This window comes from Metabacillus sp. 22489 (genome assembly GCF_052044855.1).
GTDB lineage: Bacteria > Bacillota > Bacilli > Bacillales > Bacillaceae > Metabacillus > Metabacillus niabensis.
Map to the genome: position 1 here is coordinate 78,057 of NZ_JBQENT010000013.1, position 17,897 is coordinate 95,953.

At 34.3% G+C, this 17,897-nt stretch carries 22 protein-coding genes, 1 pseudogene and 2 other annotated features; of the genes and pseudogenes, 4 read left to right on the forward strand and 19 right to left on the reverse strand.

Features of this window, described 5'->3' with window-relative positions:
- The first annotated feature begins 153 nt into the window (after nucleotides 1-153).
- Complete coding sequence (locus ACTJJ9_RS10190; protein WP_186324228.1) at nucleotides 154-327, forward strand: hypothetical protein; 174 nt, start codon at nucleotides 154-156, stop codon at nucleotides 325-327.
- Here ACTJJ9_RS10190 and trhO read toward each other — a convergent pair.
- From trhO to ACTJJ9_RS10230, 8 genes are all read right to left on the reverse strand, one after another.
- The gene (gene trhO, locus ACTJJ9_RS10195) at nucleotides 310-1,257 is read right to left on the reverse strand and encodes an oxygen-dependent tRNA uridine(34) hydroxylase TrhO (RefSeq protein WP_095303299.1); all 948 of its coding nucleotides are present in this window, start codon (nucleotides 1,255-1,257) and stop codon (nucleotides 310-312) included. The genes ACTJJ9_RS10190 and trhO overlap by 18 nt on opposite strands.
- A gap of 340 nt (nucleotides 1,258-1,597) precedes the next feature.
- On the reverse strand, nucleotides 1,598-2,503 hold the full coding sequence (locus ACTJJ9_RS10200) for an aminoglycoside phosphotransferase family protein (RefSeq protein WP_145582642.1): 906 nt from the start codon (nucleotides 2,501-2,503) through the stop codon (nucleotides 1,598-1,600).
- Between the two features lie 50 nt (nucleotides 2,504-2,553).
- The gene (locus tag ACTJJ9_RS10205; protein ID WP_145582643.1) at nucleotides 2,554-3,051 is read right to left on the reverse strand and encodes a GNAT family N-acetyltransferase; all 498 of its coding nucleotides are present in this window, start codon (nucleotides 3,049-3,051) and stop codon (nucleotides 2,554-2,556) included.
- A 64-nt stretch (nucleotides 3,052-3,115) separates the two neighbouring features.
- A complete protein-coding gene (locus ACTJJ9_RS10210; protein ID WP_095303296.1) occupies nucleotides 3,116-3,745 on the reverse strand; it encodes a hypothetical protein in 630 nt (209 codons plus the stop codon).
- Nucleotides 3,746-3,998: 253 nt separating this feature from the next.
- Nucleotides 3,999-4,742 carry a siderophore biosynthesis protein gene (locus ACTJJ9_RS10215; RefSeq protein ID WP_145582644.1) on the reverse strand — a complete coding sequence of 248 codons (744 nt, stop codon included), beginning with the start codon at nucleotides 4,740-4,742 and terminating at the stop codon, nucleotides 3,999-4,001.
- Nucleotides 4,743-4,975: 233 nt separating this feature from the next.
- On the reverse strand, nucleotides 4,976-6,220 hold the full coding sequence (gene tyrS / locus ACTJJ9_RS10220; protein WP_145582645.1) for a tyrosine--tRNA ligase: 1,245 nt from the start codon (nucleotides 6,218-6,220) through the stop codon (nucleotides 4,976-4,978).
- Nucleotides 6,221-6,268: 48 nt separating this feature from the next.
- Nucleotides 6,269-6,490 (reverse strand) — a binding site (T-box leader).
- Nucleotides 6,491-6,508: 18 nt separating this feature from the next.
- Nucleotides 6,509-7,021, reverse strand: coding sequence for a MarR family transcriptional regulator (locus ACTJJ9_RS10225; protein ID WP_145582669.1), 513 nt, complete (start codon nucleotides 7,019-7,021; stop codon nucleotides 6,509-6,511).
- Between the two features lie 308 nt (nucleotides 7,022-7,329).
- Nucleotides 7,330-7,644, reverse strand: a complete 315-nt coding sequence (locus ACTJJ9_RS10230; protein ID WP_145582646.1) for a DUF3221 domain-containing protein — start codon at nucleotides 7,642-7,644, stop codon at nucleotides 7,330-7,332.
- 326 nt (nucleotides 7,645-7,970) lie between these two features.
- Between ACTJJ9_RS10230 and ACTJJ9_RS10235 the strand changes: the two genes are divergently transcribed.
- Nucleotides 7,971-8,162, forward strand: coding sequence for a DUF4177 domain-containing protein (locus ACTJJ9_RS10235; RefSeq protein WP_095303292.1), 192 nt, complete (start codon nucleotides 7,971-7,973; stop codon nucleotides 8,160-8,162).
- A 143-nt stretch (nucleotides 8,163-8,305) separates the two neighbouring features.
- Nucleotides 8,306-8,761: a hypothetical protein gene (locus tag ACTJJ9_RS10240; RefSeq protein ID WP_145582647.1), complete on the forward strand. Its 456-nt coding sequence runs from the start codon at nucleotides 8,306-8,308 to the stop codon at nucleotides 8,759-8,761.
- Between the two features lie 357 nt (nucleotides 8,762-9,118).
- Here the strand turns inward: ACTJJ9_RS10240 and ACTJJ9_RS10245 are convergent, their stop codons facing one another.
- The gene (locus ACTJJ9_RS10245) at nucleotides 9,119-9,982 is read right to left on the reverse strand and encodes an SDR family oxidoreductase (RefSeq protein ID WP_145582648.1); all 864 of its coding nucleotides are present in this window, start codon (nucleotides 9,980-9,982) and stop codon (nucleotides 9,119-9,121) included.
- A 313-nt stretch (nucleotides 9,983-10,295) separates the two neighbouring features.
- Here ACTJJ9_RS10245 and ACTJJ9_RS10250 point away from each other — a divergent pair, with 313 nt between their 5' ends.
- Complete coding sequence (locus ACTJJ9_RS10250) at nucleotides 10,296-10,736, forward strand: Rrf2 family transcriptional regulator (RefSeq protein WP_145582649.1); 441 nt, start codon at nucleotides 10,296-10,298, stop codon at nucleotides 10,734-10,736.
- Between the two features lie 47 nt (nucleotides 10,737-10,783).
- Here the strand turns inward: ACTJJ9_RS10250 and ACTJJ9_RS10255 are convergent, their stop codons facing one another.
- The 10 genes and pseudogenes from ACTJJ9_RS10255 to ACTJJ9_RS10300 all read right to left on the reverse strand — a co-directional run bounded on the left by ACTJJ9_RS10255 (nucleotide 10,784) and on the right by ACTJJ9_RS10300 (nucleotide 17,806).
- Nucleotides 10,784-11,242: a DUF523 domain-containing protein gene (locus tag ACTJJ9_RS10255; protein ID WP_145582650.1), complete on the reverse strand. Its 459-nt coding sequence runs from the start codon at nucleotides 11,240-11,242 to the stop codon at nucleotides 10,784-10,786.
- A gap of 181 nt (nucleotides 11,243-11,423) precedes the next feature.
- A complete protein-coding gene (locus tag ACTJJ9_RS10260) occupies nucleotides 11,424-11,768 on the reverse strand; it encodes a hypothetical protein (RefSeq protein ID WP_222124784.1) in 345 nt (114 codons plus the stop codon).
- A gap of 27 nt (nucleotides 11,769-11,795) precedes the next feature.
- Nucleotides 11,796-12,425, reverse strand: coding sequence for a pyridoxamine 5'-phosphate oxidase family protein (locus ACTJJ9_RS10265; RefSeq protein WP_145582651.1), 630 nt, complete (start codon nucleotides 12,423-12,425; stop codon nucleotides 11,796-11,798).
- 107 nt (nucleotides 12,426-12,532) lie between these two features.
- A pseudogene (locus ACTJJ9_RS10270) lies at nucleotides 12,533-12,964 on the reverse strand (GNAT family N-acetyltransferase).
- 124 nt (nucleotides 12,965-13,088) lie between these two features.
- Complete coding sequence (locus ACTJJ9_RS10275; RefSeq protein ID WP_145582652.1) at nucleotides 13,089-13,652, reverse strand: GNAT family N-acetyltransferase; 564 nt, start codon at nucleotides 13,650-13,652, stop codon at nucleotides 13,089-13,091.
- Nucleotides 13,653-13,730: 78 nt separating this feature from the next.
- Nucleotides 13,731-13,998 (reverse strand) — a binding site (T-box leader).
- Nucleotides 13,999-14,058: 60 nt separating this feature from the next.
- Nucleotides 14,059-14,457 (reverse strand): VOC family protein, encoded by a 399-nt coding sequence (locus ACTJJ9_RS10280; RefSeq protein WP_095300772.1) that lies wholly within the window; start codon nucleotides 14,455-14,457, stop codon nucleotides 14,059-14,061.
- A 565-nt stretch (nucleotides 14,458-15,022) separates the two neighbouring features.
- Nucleotides 15,023-15,565 carry a GNAT family N-acetyltransferase gene (locus ACTJJ9_RS10285; RefSeq protein ID WP_145582653.1) on the reverse strand — a complete coding sequence of 181 codons (543 nt, stop codon included), beginning with the start codon at nucleotides 15,563-15,565 and terminating at the stop codon, nucleotides 15,023-15,025.
- Nucleotides 15,566-15,889: 324 nt separating this feature from the next.
- Complete coding sequence (locus tag ACTJJ9_RS10290; protein WP_095300769.1) at nucleotides 15,890-16,420, reverse strand: chromate transporter; 531 nt, start codon at nucleotides 16,418-16,420, stop codon at nucleotides 15,890-15,892.
- Entirely contained in the window at nucleotides 16,417-16,992 is a 576-nt protein-coding gene (locus tag ACTJJ9_RS10295; RefSeq protein WP_145582654.1) for a chromate transporter, read from the reverse strand. Before ACTJJ9_RS10295 ends, ACTJJ9_RS10290 begins: the two co-directional genes overlap by 4 nt.
- Nucleotides 16,993-17,356: 364 nt before the next feature.
- Entirely contained in the window at nucleotides 17,357-17,806 is a 450-nt protein-coding gene (locus ACTJJ9_RS10300; protein ID WP_095300767.1) for an Lrp/AsnC family transcriptional regulator, read from the reverse strand.
- Nucleotides 17,807-17,897: the final 91 nt, after the last annotated feature.

Below are 17,897 nucleotides of genomic sequence, written 5' to 3' on the forward strand. Positions count from 1 at the left end.
CAAATAATCATGTAAGCATTTTATGAGATGATCAATAACAAGGCCGATTTTTTAATCGAGCGCTTATCATTGAAAAAAAGAGCCCAAAAAGGACTCTTTTTTTCTGAATCATTTTATATTTTTTGTAGAGACTAAACGTAAGGAGGAGTTAAAATGATTCAAACATTTATATCAGCACTACTCGCTTCAAGCCTCGTCATGAAATATAATTTAAATTCGCATCGAAAATTGCTTTTTATTTCAATCCCGTTATTTATCATCTTCATGTTTATTCAAGCAGAATATGTGAATTATCGAGTCAAAGATAGATTATACGAGCGCTCCTAATCTTTCCTTAACCTCTTCTTCTGTTAATCCATGCTCTGCAATGTATCTGTTCCGTGGATGCTCACGGCATTCATCACTACATGAACGTAAATATTTATGTTCATTTTCCTCTGAGCATAAAATTTGTTTGTTACACTCAGGGTTTGCACAATTAACATAACGTTCACATGGCTCACCAGTAAAATAATCTTTACCGACAACAACTGGATTTACACGGTTTACTGGAACACTAATGCGTTCATCAAACACATAACATTGCCCATCCCATAGCTCACCTTGAACCTCTGGGTCTTTTCCGTAAGTGACAATTCCACCGTGTAGCTGTGCAACGTCCTCAAAGCCTTCCTTACGTAACCAACCAGAGAATTTCTCACAGCGTACGCCGCCTGTGCAATATGTTAAGATCTTTTTATTTTCAAATTTTTCGCGATTTTCACGAATCCATTGAGGCAATTCCTTAAATGATTGAATTTCTGGTTTAATCGCATTTTTAAAATGGCCTAAATCATATTCATATTCATTTCTAGCATCGATAACAACTGTATCTTCCTGCTGCATTGCTTCATAAAACTCTTTTGGGCTATAATATTTTCCTGTTAGCTCAAGTGGATTAACGTCCTCTTCTAAGCGTAATGTCACTAATTCTGGACGATGGCGTACATGCATTTTTTTAAACGCATGTTCATCAGCTTCATCAATTTTATAAACCATATCTTTAAAACGTGGATCTGCCTTCATATGCTCCATATATTGGTTCGTTTGTTCCACTGTACCAGAAACAGTACCATTAATACCTTCGTGGGCAATTAAGATCCGACCTTTTAATCCGATGCTTTTACAAAATTCTAAATGTTGTTGAGTTAATTCCTCAGGATTTTCAATTGTTACATAATGATAATATAGTAAAACTCGATATTCTTTATTTTCCATTATTCTTTCACCTCTATATTTATATTTGCAAGATATAAAAATGTAGGCTTCCATGAATGTGGTTTTTTTCACATGATGGTTGCGAAAGTTATCAATACTCATAGCTATTATGATTGATAAACATTTTCGATGTATACTTGCGACTGTACTATTATATCCTTAATTAGAAAAATAGACAGTAATTAAGATTAAACCAGATTTTGATGATAGATGCAAGGAAATACGAATTGTTAATTATTACCTAAACACAAAAATACTTGGATCAATGTCTTTAATCCAAGTTATTTGCAATTAATCAAGAGCAAGTAGGACTTGAATAGATTAGCTATAACCAATTTCTTCAAAGCAACTTCTCATACCATATTGGAATGATTCGGTTGAACTCTTCATGGTCCTTTATAACATCTAAAGAATATTCAAGGATTAATTCATATTGTTCCTTGCTTATTCGTAAGCTCCAAACCATGGCTGATACAATATGTACTGCACTATAGAACGTATAAAGCTTCCAAAACGATTGTTTGATCGGTTGACCTTCGTTGTATCCATCAATAATGCCTTTTGTAAATGGAATACTTACTCCTTTTGAAAAAAAACCTAACTTTTGCAAATCATGAATTGGATCACCCCAGTCCATACGTTGAAAATCAATAATGCCGGAAAATTTCTTCTGGTGAATTAATAAATTGGAAGGATGGAAATCATCGTGTTGAAACGTGTTTGGTCTTTCCATCATAATATGCTCATTTTCGGTGATATACGTAGTCAGCAACTCCTTTAGCCTTGAGCTAATAGGAAGATTATTGAATTCTAATAAATACTTATCATTTTTGCGTTTCTTCACACTGTACCAGGAGGGATAATTTTGAGGGGCTTGTAGATTATGTAATTTCAAGAGCTCAGCTCCTGCTTGAAAGCCTGCCGATAATTGTTCCTGTTCGGTTAATGCCTTCAGCGCCGTTTCTCCGTCATCACCAGGTAAGTACGTAAGGAGCATATACGAGAAGTCTCCATGATTCATCCTATTGAATTCAATCACTTTCGGTACATAATTTGAAAAGGCTGCTAATTTGTTGATTGTTTCATATTCTATTTTTCGCTTTGTTTCTTCGTTGATTGGAAAAATCCTAAGCAAGTACTTATTATCAATTACATATTTTTTATCATTAGAAAATCCTTTTATAAGCTCATAAATATGATTTGCATGTTTAAGCAACGAGACACTTTCCCTTATCATCTTTTCCATTCCAACAGCTCCTTACGTCTATTATTTAGGCAGTATATGAAGAGATTGAATTATAGAAATAAAACCATATGTATCTCGTCAAAGTAAGCCTTTCCTACTTTTAAGGCTCTTCTCTCAACTCCAAACTGCTCGAATCCTAATGAATCGTACAAGCGTTTTGCTGATACATTCGTTGACACAACTGTTAGATTAATTTGTTCAATCCCCTGAGTCCTTTTCGCTTGTTCTATTGCCGTCTTTAATAACATCTTTGCAAAACCGTTACCACGTTTTTCTGGTATAACGTACATAGCAACGATTTCTGCTTTGTGCTTTAATTTATTACGTTTTTGTTTTACCAACGTTACCGTTCCAACAAGTTCGCTGTTCTCGAATGCACCAAATGTTATCGCATCCTCTTTAGCGAATCGTTCCTTGTATTGCTCAACAGTATAGTCTTTCTCTTCTTCAAAGCTTGCTCCGAAGTTTTCAGGGTGTAATCGTAATGCTTCAAGTCTAATGTTTTTGTACGTTTCAGCATCCTCAATTCGTAATGGTCTAATCTCCATTTACACTCCATCCCTCATTTCCCTATTAGTTAAAAATTAGTCATTGCTCTGAATACCCAATGTTCTAATTATTAGCAAATACGACTTCCTTTGACTCGTAATCAAGGATGCGTGCTCTTACATCATTTTTTGATATAAATATAGCGGACCCGTCTCGGTCAATACAATACGCAATAGGGATAGATACCCCGGTATTTCCAAATGAACCGTCAGCATGGCTTGTTCCAATGACCATTGTATGATAGGTCATTGCAATGTTCGTTGCTTCTGTCACCCATTCCTCAAACTGTTCAATGCTAAACATTCCCACACCAATTGGATGAACAATTAAATCTATATCACTCGCTTCTTGACTGTTCATTCCTTGAACGATTAATTCATCACAAAGAATTTGGCCAATTTTTAAACCTTCCTCATTAACAAAGGTGGTTTTACTGTATTTTATCCGATCTAATGTCACTTGTCCCTTTCGATTAATAACGATTACCCTATCTTTCGGTTGTTCATTTAATCTTCTATAGCCTCCAATAAGGACAATATTGTAGTTTGCAGCTAATTTACAAGCTAGCTCAACATTTTCATTTAAATATCCCTCAGGAAAAATAACGATATCAACTGTTGGATTTTTTTTAACGACTGCTTCAAGCTGGTCTATGCCATTTTCAAGCTTTGGTTGAATAATTAAACATTTCATCCTATTTACCCCTTTGCCAAAAGGCGAAATTTCTTATGCCCAACATTCTATTCCCTTAATAATAAAGACACAAAGCACTATTATCGACTAATAGTTCTATATAGCTGTTCAAATACCTTCTTAATTACAATAGGACCTCTACTAACCTTAAACATGTGAGGTGCTGTTTTTGAAAGATTAATATGTGAGTAGACCTATAGAAAGTGAAATATAATGACAAGCTACTATATTTCATAGGAAATGACGATAATGCTCATGTATATTCAAAGCAAATGATCGCCTTTTTTAAGTCTTTATTATAAAACAAGTAAATACGATCCGCTCCATAAGCTTGAAAATAGTAACCAGTAGCAAATCCGATATATGTAAACGGGTGACCATCTTCATCCTTTGGTACATATAAGAGATTCGTATAGTCAAAAGCCTCCTCTTCGTGATCACAATCTTCCAATAGTACTCTTCCCTCTTTAGTCATAAAGCGAATATCGTCTAAGAGGCCATTTACCTTAGGATAATCTAACCCCCAGCCACTTGCTTGCTTTTTGGCAAACTCTTGCTCTAATTCTTCAACAGATGATAATTCTTTTCCAAAGCTAGAATAAGGATAAATTTTCAGATTACGCTCATAATACTCCTTGCGAATTTCATAATCTTTTTCATTTTGCACATATGCTTCTTCTAATTGATCGGAAGGCTCCTGCTCAATGTCAAAATAACGCCAATCGGCTTCAAATTTATATTTTCCATCTATGACATCAAAGCCTAGCATATCTTCTTTCGAAAAATTTGTGTGAAACTGATGTGTCAGTTCACCAACACATCCTTCATGAATTTCCTTTGCGGAAACAATATGTAACCATTCATCCCATTCTGGATCAATACATTTTAAATTGATAGAACAAATCGGTAAAAAATGTTTTTTATGCTGTTCCAATTGATCATAAAATACTTCTTCATATGAAGGGAACGGTTTAATAAATTGTTTAGGTATGTTCATCAAGCATCCCCTCTCTTATATCGTTATGTGTCTCATTTTACCATTTTCTCTCATCTCTTAAAATTCCCTTGTTGAACAAATAAGGGAAAAACGGTAATAGAGTCATTTTACACATTGAAGTAATGATTTTTCCACAACAGAATGAGCGTTAATTCTTTGAATTAACGCTCGCGATTACCTATCGTCATTATTTCTAACATTCCGCTATAAACGAATATCACTACTGAACTATTTTAAATCTTTATCTTTACAAATTTTCGTTTTCCAACCTGAACAATTAACTCATCAATAATATTTACCTGGAATTTTGTATCCTCTACCGTCTTTCCGTTTAATTTCACGCCTCTATTCTCAATCATCCTTCTTGCTTCACTTTTTGAGGTAAATAATTTTAGCTCGACGAGAAAGTCAATGATTGACATTTCCCTCTGTCCTTGCCAGCTAATCACTGGAATTTCTTTCGGGATATCTCCCTTTTGAAAAACTGAAATAAAATGCTGTTCAGCCTTATTTGCTTCTTCAATCCCATGGTACATTCGAACAATTGTCTTACTTAGTAACATCTTTGCATCTCTAGGGTGAAGAACTCCTGTTTTCATTTGCTCTTTAATATCTCGAATTTGTTCAGGAGAAAAATCTGTAATTAATTCAAAGTACTTATCCATTAACTCATCTGGTATAGACATCGATTTTCCGTACATTTCCTGCGGGCTTTCGTCAATCCCAATGTAATTTTTCTTTGATTTTGACATTTTCTCTACACCATCAAGTCCTTCTAATAATGGCATGAGCAAAGCTACCTGCTTTTCTTTTCCGAATTTTTCTTGAAAATGCCTTCCCATTAAAATATTAAAGTGCTGATCTGTTCCGCCAAGTTCAATATCACATTCTAAAACGACAGAATCATATCCTTGCATTAAAGGGTAAAAGAATTCATGAAGGGAAATCGGCTTTCCGAAAGCAATTCTCTCTTCAAAATCATCTCTTTCTAATAGTCTTGCTACAGTAATTTTCCCTGATAGTTGAATGATCTCTTCAAAATTTAACTTCGATAACCATTTAGAATTATAATGCAGCTCGACTTTATCCATATCTATAACCTTAGCGAATTGTTCGAAGTATGTTTTCGCATTATGCTTAACCTCCTCATCAGTTAATTGTTTTCGAGCGATAGATTTCCCTGTCGGATCCCCAATTTTCCCAGTAAAATCACCGATAATTAATTGGATAATATGACCATTCTCTTGAAATTGCCTCATTTTATTAAGGACAACCGTATGACCAAGATGTACATCTGGTGCAGATGGATCTAAGCCTAATTTTATTTTTAATGGTTTATTCTCTAATATGGATTTGGCTATTTTGTTTTCTAACTCTTCTGTTGGAATCATTTCTTGTACACCTTGACTATAAATAGCCATTTGTCTCATTACTTCTGCTCGTTGCTCCTCATTTAATTGTTCTTTTAAATGACTCATTGCTCGTTCCTCCTATAAAAAATGGAATATAAAAAAACCACATCCCAAAAAAGGGACGTGGTTTACTTTTACACGCGGTACCACCCTTGTTGAAGGACATCATCCTTCCACTTATCGAATAACGGCTCAACCGTTCTTTGCTACTTTTCCTTTCACAAAGAAAGCTCTAGGATTGTATTTCGTGTTATCTATGTATCGATTTTCACCAACCATCGATTCTCTAATAAACAGGGAGATAACGACTACTAATTGTCCCATCACAGCTTTTTTATATGATATTGTTCGTTTTCAAAAACGGTTATTGCGAATCACTTTTCTAAGCAAATTTGAGATACTTTTTTGTTCATCTTCTGACAATCCTGAAACAATCTCAACTTCTCCTTTATGAAATTGTGGATAAAGAGTCTCCATCACTTGTTTGCCTTTTTCCGTTAATGCAACATAGGTAATTCTTCTATCCCTGTTGTCAATCCTTCGATAGCACAGCTCTTTTCGTTCAAGTGTCTTTGTTATATTGCTCACAGTTGCTTTTGAGACACCTGCTGACTCTGCTAATTTTTTCGTTTCAATCGATTCCCATATCCACAAATCATATAGCATAGAGAATGCCGTCCACGATAACCCATATTCAGATAAGACTCCTTGCTCCATTTTGTTTCTTAATCCTTGTGCCACCCGATATATATTGGTTACGACTGAAATTGCATCAAGATGTAGCGAATCAATTGGAAGTTTCGTTAATTGATTGATTGTATCTATTTCTTCTGGAAGTAGTTCCCCATTCTCATTAAATGAATGTATTAGAATCACCTCATTAAATTTTCAAAATCGTTAGCTATGAAACGATTATAGCAAACGATTTTTATATATACAAGAAATAATCGTCTACATTTAAATCAATCTCCTCTCCCTCCCCTAACATTTTAGATTATCGTTTATTTTCAAAGCATCAAAACATTACCGTCTAGTACTTATTTGTCCATTTTCTATATCAGTTGTTAATTCTTGAATCCTATGTATTTGATCTGGGGAGGACATATCACCCTTCCGATAGTTATATCTATTTCCGAGAGGACTATATTATTTCAAGTTATTTTAGCTAAAAGATGTTATCTCACAATTTCTATATCAATAACATTTACACTAAGTGGTAAACTTTCTCGAACTTCACCATCATAACTAACTTTCACTCTATCCCCAACATGAAACGTATCCTTACTATTAACGGATAAGTCTATATTTACACTATTACCTGAATGAAGAATTTCACCTTCTTCAATCAAAACTAGCGCACTTTGACCATTAATTTCTTCTATTGTTCCTGTAAATGTTGCGCTTGTCTTATTTTCCTTTTCAACAGATTGACATGCAGCTAGAAAACTAAATAATAAAACGATAATACTTAAACTAATTGTCTTTTTCATAGAAACTTTCTCCTTTTCGAAAATTTTCCAATTTCTTTAAATTAGTCGAAGAAATGAACAGAAGGTTACAAAAAACATACGATTAATATACATTTAGTTAACGGCTCTTTAACATACGACCATGGATCCCGTGAAACGAAGGCATGAGCGAAAATCAATAACCAAATTTAAAAGAGCTTAACTTACAAAAGGTCTCACTTTTAGAAACGCTTCAAAGAAAGACATGTTCTTTTACATTCAGGCCTATTCTCACTAAGCTCTTGAAACCTTTTCATCCATTATCCGTATATTACGATAGATACTGCTTAAACTGGAGGTATTTATTCATGTACGAATATAAATTTGTAAAAGTTGAACTTAGTAATTGGAATAAAGCTCCAAAGGAAGATTATCATGAAATTATCCACAATCATGCAAAAGAAGGATGGAAATTTGTCCAAATATTCGCTCCCGGTACTTCTGGATATGGTGCTGCTTCTTATTTTGAAATTATTTTCGAAAAACCTTATGAACTTTAGGGTATAGCATGAGTTTGCTAATTTTTCTATCTCTCTTTTCTAACTTAATAGTAGCTAAACTTTTGAACGATCCTCCTCCTATTCTTATTCTGAATAAAAACAAACGAATATAACATAATAAGAAAAAAATGGAGGTAGTTCTCATGTTGGCGACCTTTTTTAGAATAGCGAACGCAATTGGATTATGGGCAATTGTCTTATTATTTCTGCCAAAACAATCATTTAAAAGATTCTTGCCAGTTACATTATTCTGTTCATGTCTTTTATTAATCCAGACACTTCTTAACGTGATTTTTAATTGGTGGAAGGTAGTAGGAGGCATAAAATCAATGGTATTTGATGCTCTTGCCTTTATTTTCGGTCCATTTTTCACTATGAATTTATGGGTGTTTCATTTTACATACGGAAAATTCCCCTTATATGCCTTTTGTAATTTAATCATCGATCTCAATTTTGCCTATCCATTCAATTGGTTCTTTCAAAAGGTCGGCCATTATAAACTAAAAAAGTTTAATTCCTTAACACTTTTTCTCATTTCCTATTCACTTTCTTTTATAAATTATGGCTTTCAAAAATTGATTGAAAAGGAAGACTTCTAATAGCTAGAATGCCCTTAAAGCTTATCTATTAACTATGGCCATTATTTTTTACGCTGATATAAAAATACATTTCTTCTAAAAGAAGCACACAATTTTAAAAGGGCGTTTGTGTAAACTTTGTTGTTTTTTACTTAGTTGTCGTTATTGATTGATTTCCACTTGCAGTACTCCCTTCCCGTGAAGAGGGGGGGGGTGCCTCCTTTATAAACACTTACTTAACATTAATTTATCCCAAGCAAATAACAGTCTTTCAGAAAAAGGCTTATAAGACGTGTATCAATACACACGTCTTCAGTGATGCCTTATATTAAGATTTTCCTATAAAAACACTCTTCATTATATTCCTCTATCTTAGTATTACGAAATACCTTTGACAATAGAGCTTAATGCTTCGTTAATAGGTGTTAATGATCTGCCTAGTAATTTTTCAAAATCGTTGCTTTCTATCTCTAAAGCTCCCTCCCGAATCCCCTTTTGAATATCAACGAGCATCGGAATGATAAACTCTGGCACTCCAGCATTTTTTATCACCTCTGCATAAGTAACATCGTCAACATGCTGTACAGGCACTTCTTTACCTAAGACTGTACTTAGAGCAGCTACAAGTTCATCTTGAGTTAGTGGCTGACCAGAAAGCTCATAAATTGTATTTTCATGACCGCTTCCGGAAAGTACTGCTGCTGCAGCTTCTGCATACTCTTGTTGAAGTGCCCAACCTACCTTACCAGCTCCAGCAGATGTGATCCATGGAGCCCCTGCTAATACACCTTGGATGCTTGAAATCTCATTCTCCAAGTACCAATTGTTGCGTAAGAAGGAGTATGGAATCCCAGTTTTTAAAATGGCCTCCTCAGCAGCCCGATGTGGCGGAGCAAGAAACATCTTACTCTCACTTGCATTACCTAAACTCGTATAAGCTATAAATTTAACTTGAGCTCGCTCTGCCGCAGCTACCGCATCAGTATGCTGTCTAATTCTTGTTTCATTATCTCCATCTGCTGAAATCAATAATAAACGGTCAATCCCAGCAAAAGCCGTATCCAATGTTTCAGGATGATCAAAATCTCCATGCCTAACTTCAATTCCACGGTTTTTAAAGCCTTCTGCCTTCTCCGGATTTCGAACACTAATTACTACTTGTTCAGCAGGTACTGTTTTTAATAATGTTTCAACAACCTTCGTTCCTAATTTTCCTGTTGCCCCTGTTACTAATAGTTTCATCCTATTTCCTCCTTATAACAACCTGTATTTATCTCGAATACATGTATTCATCATAAATACTTCCCTTTCTTTTGTCAACAATCGATTTTTATTTTTCGTAAATATTAAGGTATAATACGTTGTAACCAAATTAAATACATGATTGTTTAATATATGTAAGGCTGTTTTCGTATTTTTGTTTTGTTTGTAATTTAATAAGTATGAAACAAATACTGCACGAGGAAAGCAATCACAACGACTACTACTAAAAAAATAAAGTTTACGAAAACAGCCTAACGATGAAAAGATATAAAAACATGGTAGGTGAAAAATAATGTCCATCAGCAGCAGGTTCTCTGTTGGAATTCATATTTTAGCTCTCATTGAGTTAAATAAGGATGGGGTTAGTTCATCAGAATTTTTAGCTGAAAGTGTTAATACAAATCCAACCTTGATTAGAAAAATTATGGGAATGCTTAAAAAGGCGGGATTAATCGAGGTTAAGCCAGGTATTGCAGGGGCAAAATTAGCTAGGGAACTATCCGAAATTACAATGCTAGATGTATATAAGGCAGTTAGTGTTGTAAAAGAGAACGAATTATTTAGTGTACATGAAAATCCAAATATCAAATGTACAGTTGGCAGGAATATTCAGAACACAATTGATCCGATTTTTTCTGCAGCCCAACTTGCAATGGAAAGCACGTTGGGCCAGGTTACACTAGAAAAAATCGTAAAGGACATTGTCGATAAAGATTCAAACGCTACTAAATGAAATACTACCTTAGGAATAAGGATGGGGCACTTAAATGTTCCTCATTCTTATTTCATAGATTCAACAAATTGCTCCTCATTCAAAACTTGTATTCCATTCCTTTTTAGCAATGCAGAGGTTACACCATTGCCAACAATTTTCTTTCCTTTAAACTCTCCATTATAGATCATTGTACTGCCACAAGATGGACTGTTCTCCTTAAGCACAACAGCAGATGCTTGTAATTTTCTAGCTTTTTCTAATGCTGCATGAGCACCTTTAATGTAAAGCTCTGTTACATCTCTTCCTGACTTCTCAACCACTTTTGCGTTGCCATCAAGGACATCATAACCGTCTCCGCCGATAATTTCAGCTGGTTCTCTAGGCGTTGTAAACCCACCGAGTAATTCAGGGCAAATGGTCACCGCCTTATTCTCGTTAACTAATTGACGAATTGTCTTATCTAAACTATGTGTACCGTTATATCGTACTTCTAATCCTGCTAAACAGGAGCTAACGACTATCATCAAATCTACACCTCGCAAAAATAGGATTCATACACGTATTATATAACTTTCATGAATAGGGATAACACTAGTAAAAGTTCTCTGCCCTTAAAATCTAAATAAGCATCCTTGTTTTTCTTCAGTCATACCGCTAGTCCTGACAACTGCATTGCAACTTTAAAGGAACTTTCTTTTATGTATTTTATTGATACTTAAACGGGAAGTTAGCGATCAACTCATTGAATTTACGCTCCCACTGCATGAAATCCGAACTAAGCAAATACCCCCAAAATTGTAGTCCTGACGGTTCAAATGAAACAGTTATAAAGTAGGTATCACCCTTTTGCTCATCCCCGTACCAGCAAGGATATTCTGTTTGCTTGCCTAAATACGATGGCAAATTTTCATATATTTCACCTAACTCTTCATACGTTTCTTTAGTAAACTTGCTTTCGTCAACCATATATACTCTCTCAAACTCTACGATATCGTTAACAACAATAAATCTATTATTATAATAATGCTCATCTTCTATCATTTTAACCATAAACATATTCTCCTTTTAGCTCAAAATTTAATATAGCCGTTTCGTATAACTTTTTTCAAGCATACGAGTAACATCCTCGTTTCGAAATTGCGAATGAGCAGATAATATCTTTGAAGCAGAAGGCAGCATCTCTTTACTCATCCAAGAATTCGTGTCCCATAATTTTGAACGTTTGAAGACTTTGGCACAATGAATAAAACACTCCTCAACTTCAACACCTATGCCTATAAGTGGTTTTCGCTCCTTCACTTTCATTTTTTCAAGTAATTGTTCATCATGTATTAAAGTTGCCCTTCCATTCACCCTAAGCGTTTCTTCCATTCCAGGTATGATAAAAAGAAGACCTACTCTCGAGTTTAATAAAATATTTCGCATAGAATCTATCCTTCTATTTCCTGGTCTCTCAGGTATAATTAAATGTTTTTCATCTAAAACAACAGCAAACCCTGGGGCATCCCCTCTTGGAGAAACGTCACAAAAGCCCCCATCATCTGATGTGGAAATGACTAAAAATGGTGATTTTGAAATGAAGTCAGTACAATGCTCGTCTAAATACGGAATAACCTTTCTATTTACTAACTCACTCGGAAAACCAATAATTGAACGTAGCTCTTCTTCTGTTTCAACTATATTTTTAAATTTTTGATTTCGTTTCAAATAGGTTGCCTCCCTCTTAAAACAATGAAATCAATCATTAGTAACCATTCGAAAATCAAATTTCATGTCCAGCTAGCATGAACGAATTTATTTAAGAAAGTACACGTTTAACAGTTCTTTAAATCTTTTTTTAAATAGTAATGTTTAAAATCTCTACCTACATTATCTATTGTCCCAAACACTTGATACTCATTCTTCTCATAAAAACCTAAAGCTTGAAAACTCAAAGTATCTAGCTTAATAAAATCACATTGTTTTTCTATCGCAATTGTCTCTATTTCTCGCAATAATTTTGTTCCATATCCCATTTTTCGAATCTCCTCATCTAAATAGAACATATATACTTTTAATCAATTCCAACATATTGCAGCAGTTATTCCGCCATGAACATTTCCATTCTCATCCTTGATAAACAAGCCAATATCTTCATATCTCCCTCCTAAATCTTTAGGAAAATGCATTAAATTAAACTTAAAAAGTCCATCATTAATATATTGTTTAGCGTTTTTATCTAGCTCTTTTGAGATTACTAAATTCATCATTAACACTCCTTTATATTTATCTGTAATTTTATTCTAAGTTAAGCTCTATTCTCATCACGGATGTATCTGAAAAAACATTAGAGTACTAGTAAGTCAACGACTATTATTTCAACCGATATCCTCACGAAATTATAGAATAAATACAAGTATCCGTAAGTTTCCTACCATCTGCCGATAAATCCTCTTGCCGTAATATCCCTTCTAACTTGAACATGAGCTTCTCTGGAATAGAACGACTTTTCATATTAGTTGATTCACACCTTATTTCAATTCTTTTGAACTTGATTTTGCTTATTCCGAAATGAACTAACTCTTTAATCGCTTCCGTCATATATCCATTGCCGCTTAACCTAGTATTTATCCAATATCCTATCTCACACTTAGGAATGTCCCAATTTATCCCATGAATACTTGTTGAGCCAATAAATTCATTTGTGTCTTTAAGAAAGATAAGAAAACGAAAACTTTCTCTTTTTAAAAACTTAATATGTGCTTCTCTTAAGTTTATTTCCGTTTCTTCAGCAGTAGGAATTTTTTGGGCTAATGGTAGCCATATTTTTAATTCATGAAAGGAATCTCGGATAGCCATATTCACAACTGTTCCATCTCCAGTTTGTTTTGGTGCCCGTAATATCAATCTACTCGTTTCCAATTGTAATGGAATATCTAACAATAATGGATTCATCTTATATACTCCTCTCTAATTTAATGGATGAATAGAAAAAATGGGAACAAAAAAACTCTCGCCAACAAGATAAACTATCTTGAGGACGAGAGTCATAGCTTCGTGGTACCACCTCAGTTTGTTGATCTGTTACCACATCAACCTCTTATAGGTAACCAATTATTGAATTGATTATACCTCATCTCGTTAACGGGAGATTTCCGTCACAGTATCACTTGAGTTCACTTATCTACGTTCCATGTGCAGCTCCGAGTCTTTTTTCAATACGATAATACTACTCCCTTCCACCAAATAGGAGCTCTCTGAAAATATCATTCATACTTACTCTTCTCTTCATGGCTAATTTTCATTATAGAATTAAATAGATTTTATTGGAAGGAAATGGGTTTGTCAATACCATTAAACTTTATTTAGGGAGATTTAATTGCCAGGAAACCCCGAACCGATCATTTAGCCAGCCAAACCTTTTACTAAAGCCATAATCCCCTAATGGCATAAGCTCTTGACCACCTTTGTTGAGGTTATGATATAGAGTATCAAGTTCTTCTTCCGTATCACAGGTAACAAAAATTGAAAATGAAGGTGTAAAGGTAAACGGATGCTTTAGATTACTGTCAATGCACATAAATTCCTGCCCTTTTAAGGTGAAAGTTGCCTGCATCACTGTTCCTTCATCTCCCGCTTCATTTGCTCCATAGCGGACAATACTAGTGATCTCTGAATCCTTAATGAGAGAAGTATAGTAATTCATCGCTTCCTCTGCTTTGCCATCTTGAAACATCAAAAATGGTGTTACCTTTCCCACTATAAATCGACTCCTTTTATTTTCATTAAGTATCTCAAAATGTCTCCACCTACTTCTATAATGACTTCATTATTTTCTCGGGCTATTCCTACTTGTTTGTGTAGTGCTTAATAAGATGACTCAAGATTGTACTATCATAAGTAATTTTTATAATATCCTTATATTTACATTTTCGTATTTACACACATAATTATAAAGATTACTATTATTAAAAGACCAAAAATGAAAAGGTGTAATATTATGAAAAATATCTATTTTTTCTTTCTCTTTTTACTATCCTTAGCAGTGTTATATTTTTCTAAAGATCCTAACTTTGCTGATTATGCTAGGTGGATAGGATTTGGAATTATGATAATGATTTGCATCTATATGTTTATTATGAATAAGAACTCAAAATTAAAAATAGTAATTATATGTTTATATCTTGTTTTTTTGACATCGGTCTTTTTTTATAGTTGATTTGTTTGAGTAGATGTACTAGTTATCATAATACAACTATACGTAATTAGAGAAAGATTCAGCTCCTTATGCATCAACTGTTTTGTCTCTTTACTTTCAGTCTCAACTAAACTGAACTTCCCTTCATTTTTTGCCATTCATTCTCTAAAATACTCATTTCCAATAAACTCCAGTATTCATCACCATTTTTTCTTGAGTCTCTTAGCAATCCCTCTTTAATAAAACCTGCCTTTTCATAGCAAGCGATGGCAGAAAGATTAAAATCAAAAACTCCAAGGCTAACTCGATGTAAGTGTAAATCATCAAAAGCAATCGATAAAATTTCCTTAATCATTTGCTGGCCGATTCCTTTTCCTCTAACATGTTTATTACCAACTAAGACTTTTCCAATTCTTGCTGATCTATTTTTTCTATCTATCTTCCCTAAAGAGATATGACCAATAACTTTATGAGTCTCACACTCAATTACTTTATAAATGAATGTTTCTGAATCCTTACGATTTGCATTTTCCATATACCGTTCTAACTGAGAGGTCGTTAACGGAAATTCAAATGCAGGTCCACCCCATTGAAGCAGAAATGAAGGGGAATCAATCCAGTCGATAAGCTGCTCAAAATCTGGACGGTCAAAATATTTTAACTCAATCATTTATACACTCCTTGCTGTAAACAGCTAATACTTATATGTAAAATAATAAGTGGCAACTAGCACTTTGCTAACACATATACGATTTCATCCTTTATTATATTCTGGTAAATTACAGAATTCCCTTGTGAAAAAGGGATAGCAATTTACTTTTTCGCGGAAACAAACTCACCTAATCCATATGACAAAAACTATTACCCCTCACTTTTAATTCTCACTAGTACCACTGCTCTAAAGCAGGAGTTTACTGAAAACAGCCTAGTAAAAAAAACTAACAATCGTCCTTTAAGAAGACTTTGTTAGATTTTTTTGTTGCCTTTTAAAACATTACGTTATAAAAATCGCTCCATACCCCATTGCTCCTATAATGACAAGCGCAGGGTGTACCTTCAACCTTTCTAGTAGTAAAAAACTGATAACAATTAGAAAAAGTGTTTGCCAAATTCCAGTATCAATGTAGGCGGTAGAAAAAAAACTAAATGCCATGACCCCAAGTAAAACAGCAATTGTCGGCCTAATATAGGTTGTCATTCTTTTTACCTTTGGAGAATCTTTATACTTATATAAAAACCCTAATAATACGATCATTAAAATTAATGATGGGGCAACTGTCGCAAATATACCTATAAATCCTCCAAAAATCCCCCCTTGTTGATAACCAATATAACCGGCCATCTTTGTAGCGATTGGACCTGGAAGCGCATTTCCTAATGCAAGCACCTCGCTAAATTCGTTTACACTCATCCAACCGTAACGATCGACAACCTCATTTTCAATCAATGGAATGGAAGCTGGACCTCCTCCGTATCCAAGTATTCCCGGTATAAAAAAGGCAAGGAAGATTTCCCAATAAATCATGAAGCATTCCCCCTCTCTACAGCACGATCTGCCTCAGGCTTTTTATCTTTTTGAAAGATGGCTGCGAGTAAAAGACCACCAATTAAAATGGCTGGATACAACCCTATAACCTCCATTAACAAAAAACTACCGACTAAAAATAAAATGGATTTTAGCCATCCCAAAGATTCTTTTGATTTCGCAAAAAACTCCCATGTTAAGGTCGCAAGCATAACTCCAACTACAGGAACGACCGCAGCTGTCATCCCCTGAACCCAAGGATAGTCTTTAACAGAAGAAATGGTCGTTAATAGAACAATCATTAAAATAATCGTAGGTAAAATGGTTGCCATGGTGGCATTAATAAGTCCTACAATCCCTGCCACTCTATAGCCAATATAACCAGCCATTTTTGTTGCGATTGGACCTGGCAGTGTGTTGCCTAACGCTAACACATCTGCAAATTCATCATCATTCATCCATTTATAATGATCCACAACTTCTTTATGTACAAGAGGTATTGACGATGGTCCACCACCATAGCCCAAAATTCCAACACGGAAAAACGCTAAAAACAATTGAAGTTGTTTCATATAATCTCCCTTTACAAATTATTTTTCTTGTTACATCCATTAGAAATTTACAAACGAAAACATGACTTATCTTCTATCTTCCCCAACATAGTATTAATTCTTTTTATTTCCCCTACGATAAACCTTATGATAAATAATTATATAATATGCTACTTTTATATCCCTTTGTTAATATATATCCAAAAAATACCTAACAAACGGAATCACATTCCACTTATCACTTATTATAGTGTAAATATTTAGTTTTTTCTATAAATTAAAATACTTTTCAAGAAAAAAGAGGTTAAACTCGGTCACCCCCTTTCCCAAATAAAGCTTAAATAAAAAGGGGGATAATGAGTATTAACCTCTACGAATAGCCATTCTATAATTTCAAACCGCTACGACTTTTAAAGCGTCTAAGCAAAATATGGCTCTCTACTCTTGTAATTCCTTCAAGTGCATATAACTCGTTATTAATGAACTTTTCTAACGCACTAAAGTCTTCAACGAGTACATGCATATGAAGTGTACTTGGACCAGTCATTTGATAACAGCTTGATACACAGGGATTATCCGCTAACTTTTCCGCTACCGCTACTAAGGAACTAGGCTCACAATCCACTTCAAAAAAGGCTGAAACATTCTTCCCCATTTTCTCAGAATTAATCACTACACTAAATTTTTCAATAACCTCATTTTTTATTAATTGATTTACACGTTCACGAACAGATACTCTAGATAAATCCAGCTCTTTACCTATATCAGAATAAGACATTCTTCCATTAACAGTTAGTAACTCAAGTATTCTCCTATCAATGTTATCGATCTTCATATTATACCCATCCTTTAGCATCATATAGTATGAGTATAATATTAACAGACATCTGATGAAAGCCTTTAAGGTGAAAGAAAGCAATCCTAAA

What these genes read in the sequence shown, in the direction of transcription:
- ACTJJ9_RS10190 (WP_186324228.1), top strand. Translation starts at nt 154, where the DNA reads ATGATTCAAACATTTATATCAGCACTACTCGCTTCAAGCCTCGTCATG.
- trhO (WP_095303299.1), bottom strand. Translation starts at nt 1,257, where the DNA reads ATGGAAAATAAAGAATATCGAGTTTTACTATATTATCATTATGTAACA.
- ACTJJ9_RS10200 (WP_145582642.1), bottom strand. Translation starts at nt 2,503, where the DNA reads ATGGAAAAGATGATAAGGGAAAGTGTCTCGTTGCTTAAACATGCAAAT.
- ACTJJ9_RS10205 (WP_145582643.1), bottom strand. Translation starts at nt 3,051, where the DNA reads ATGGAGATTAGACCATTACGAATTGAGGATGCTGAAACGTACAAAAAC.
- ACTJJ9_RS10210 (WP_095303296.1), bottom strand. Translation starts at nt 3,745, where the DNA reads ATGAAATGTTTAATTATTCAACCAAAGCTTGAAAATGGCATAGACCAG.
- ACTJJ9_RS10215 (WP_145582644.1), bottom strand. Translation starts at nt 4,742, where the DNA reads ATGAACATACCTAAACAATTTATTAAACCGTTCCCTTCATATGAAGAA.
- tyrS (WP_145582645.1), bottom strand. Translation starts at nt 6,220, where the DNA reads ATGAGTCATTTAAAAGAACAATTAAATGAGGAGCAACGAGCAGAAGTA.
- ACTJJ9_RS10230 (WP_145582646.1), bottom strand. Translation starts at nt 7,644, where the DNA reads ATGAAAAAGACAATTAGTTTAAGTATTATCGTTTTATTATTTAGTTTT.
- ACTJJ9_RS10235 (WP_095303292.1), top strand. Translation starts at nt 7,971, where the DNA reads ATGTACGAATATAAATTTGTAAAAGTTGAACTTAGTAATTGGAATAAA.
- ACTJJ9_RS10240 (WP_145582647.1), top strand. Translation starts at nt 8,306, where the DNA reads ATGTTGGCGACCTTTTTTAGAATAGCGAACGCAATTGGATTATGGGCA.
- ACTJJ9_RS10245 (WP_145582648.1), bottom strand. Translation starts at nt 9,982, where the DNA reads ATGAAACTATTAGTAACAGGGGCAACAGGAAAATTAGGAACGAAGGTT.
- ACTJJ9_RS10250 (WP_145582649.1), top strand. Translation starts at nt 10,296, where the DNA reads ATGTCCATCAGCAGCAGGTTCTCTGTTGGAATTCATATTTTAGCTCTC.
- ACTJJ9_RS10255 (WP_145582650.1), bottom strand. Translation starts at nt 11,242, where the DNA reads ATGATAGTCGTTAGCTCCTGTTTAGCAGGATTAGAAGTACGATATAAC.
- ACTJJ9_RS10260 (WP_222124784.1), bottom strand. Translation starts at nt 11,768, where the DNA reads ATGGTTAAAATGATAGAAGATGAGCATTATTATAATAATAGATTTATT.
- ACTJJ9_RS10275 (WP_145582652.1), bottom strand. Translation starts at nt 13,652, where the DNA reads ATGAATCCATTATTGTTAGATATTCCATTACAATTGGAAACGAGTAGA.
- ACTJJ9_RS10285 (WP_145582653.1), bottom strand. Translation starts at nt 15,565, where the DNA reads ATGATTGAGTTAAAATATTTTGACCGTCCAGATTTTGAGCAGCTTATC.
- ACTJJ9_RS10290 (WP_095300769.1), bottom strand. Translation starts at nt 16,420, where the DNA reads ATGATTTATTGGGAAATCTTCCTTGCCTTTTTTATACCGGGAATACTT.
- ACTJJ9_RS10295 (WP_145582654.1), bottom strand. Translation starts at nt 16,992, where the DNA reads ATGAAACAACTTCAATTGTTTTTAGCGTTTTTCCGTGTTGGAATTTTG.
- ACTJJ9_RS10300 (WP_095300767.1), bottom strand. Translation starts at nt 17,806, where the DNA reads ATGAAGATCGATAACATTGATAGGAGAATACTTGAGTTACTAACTGTT.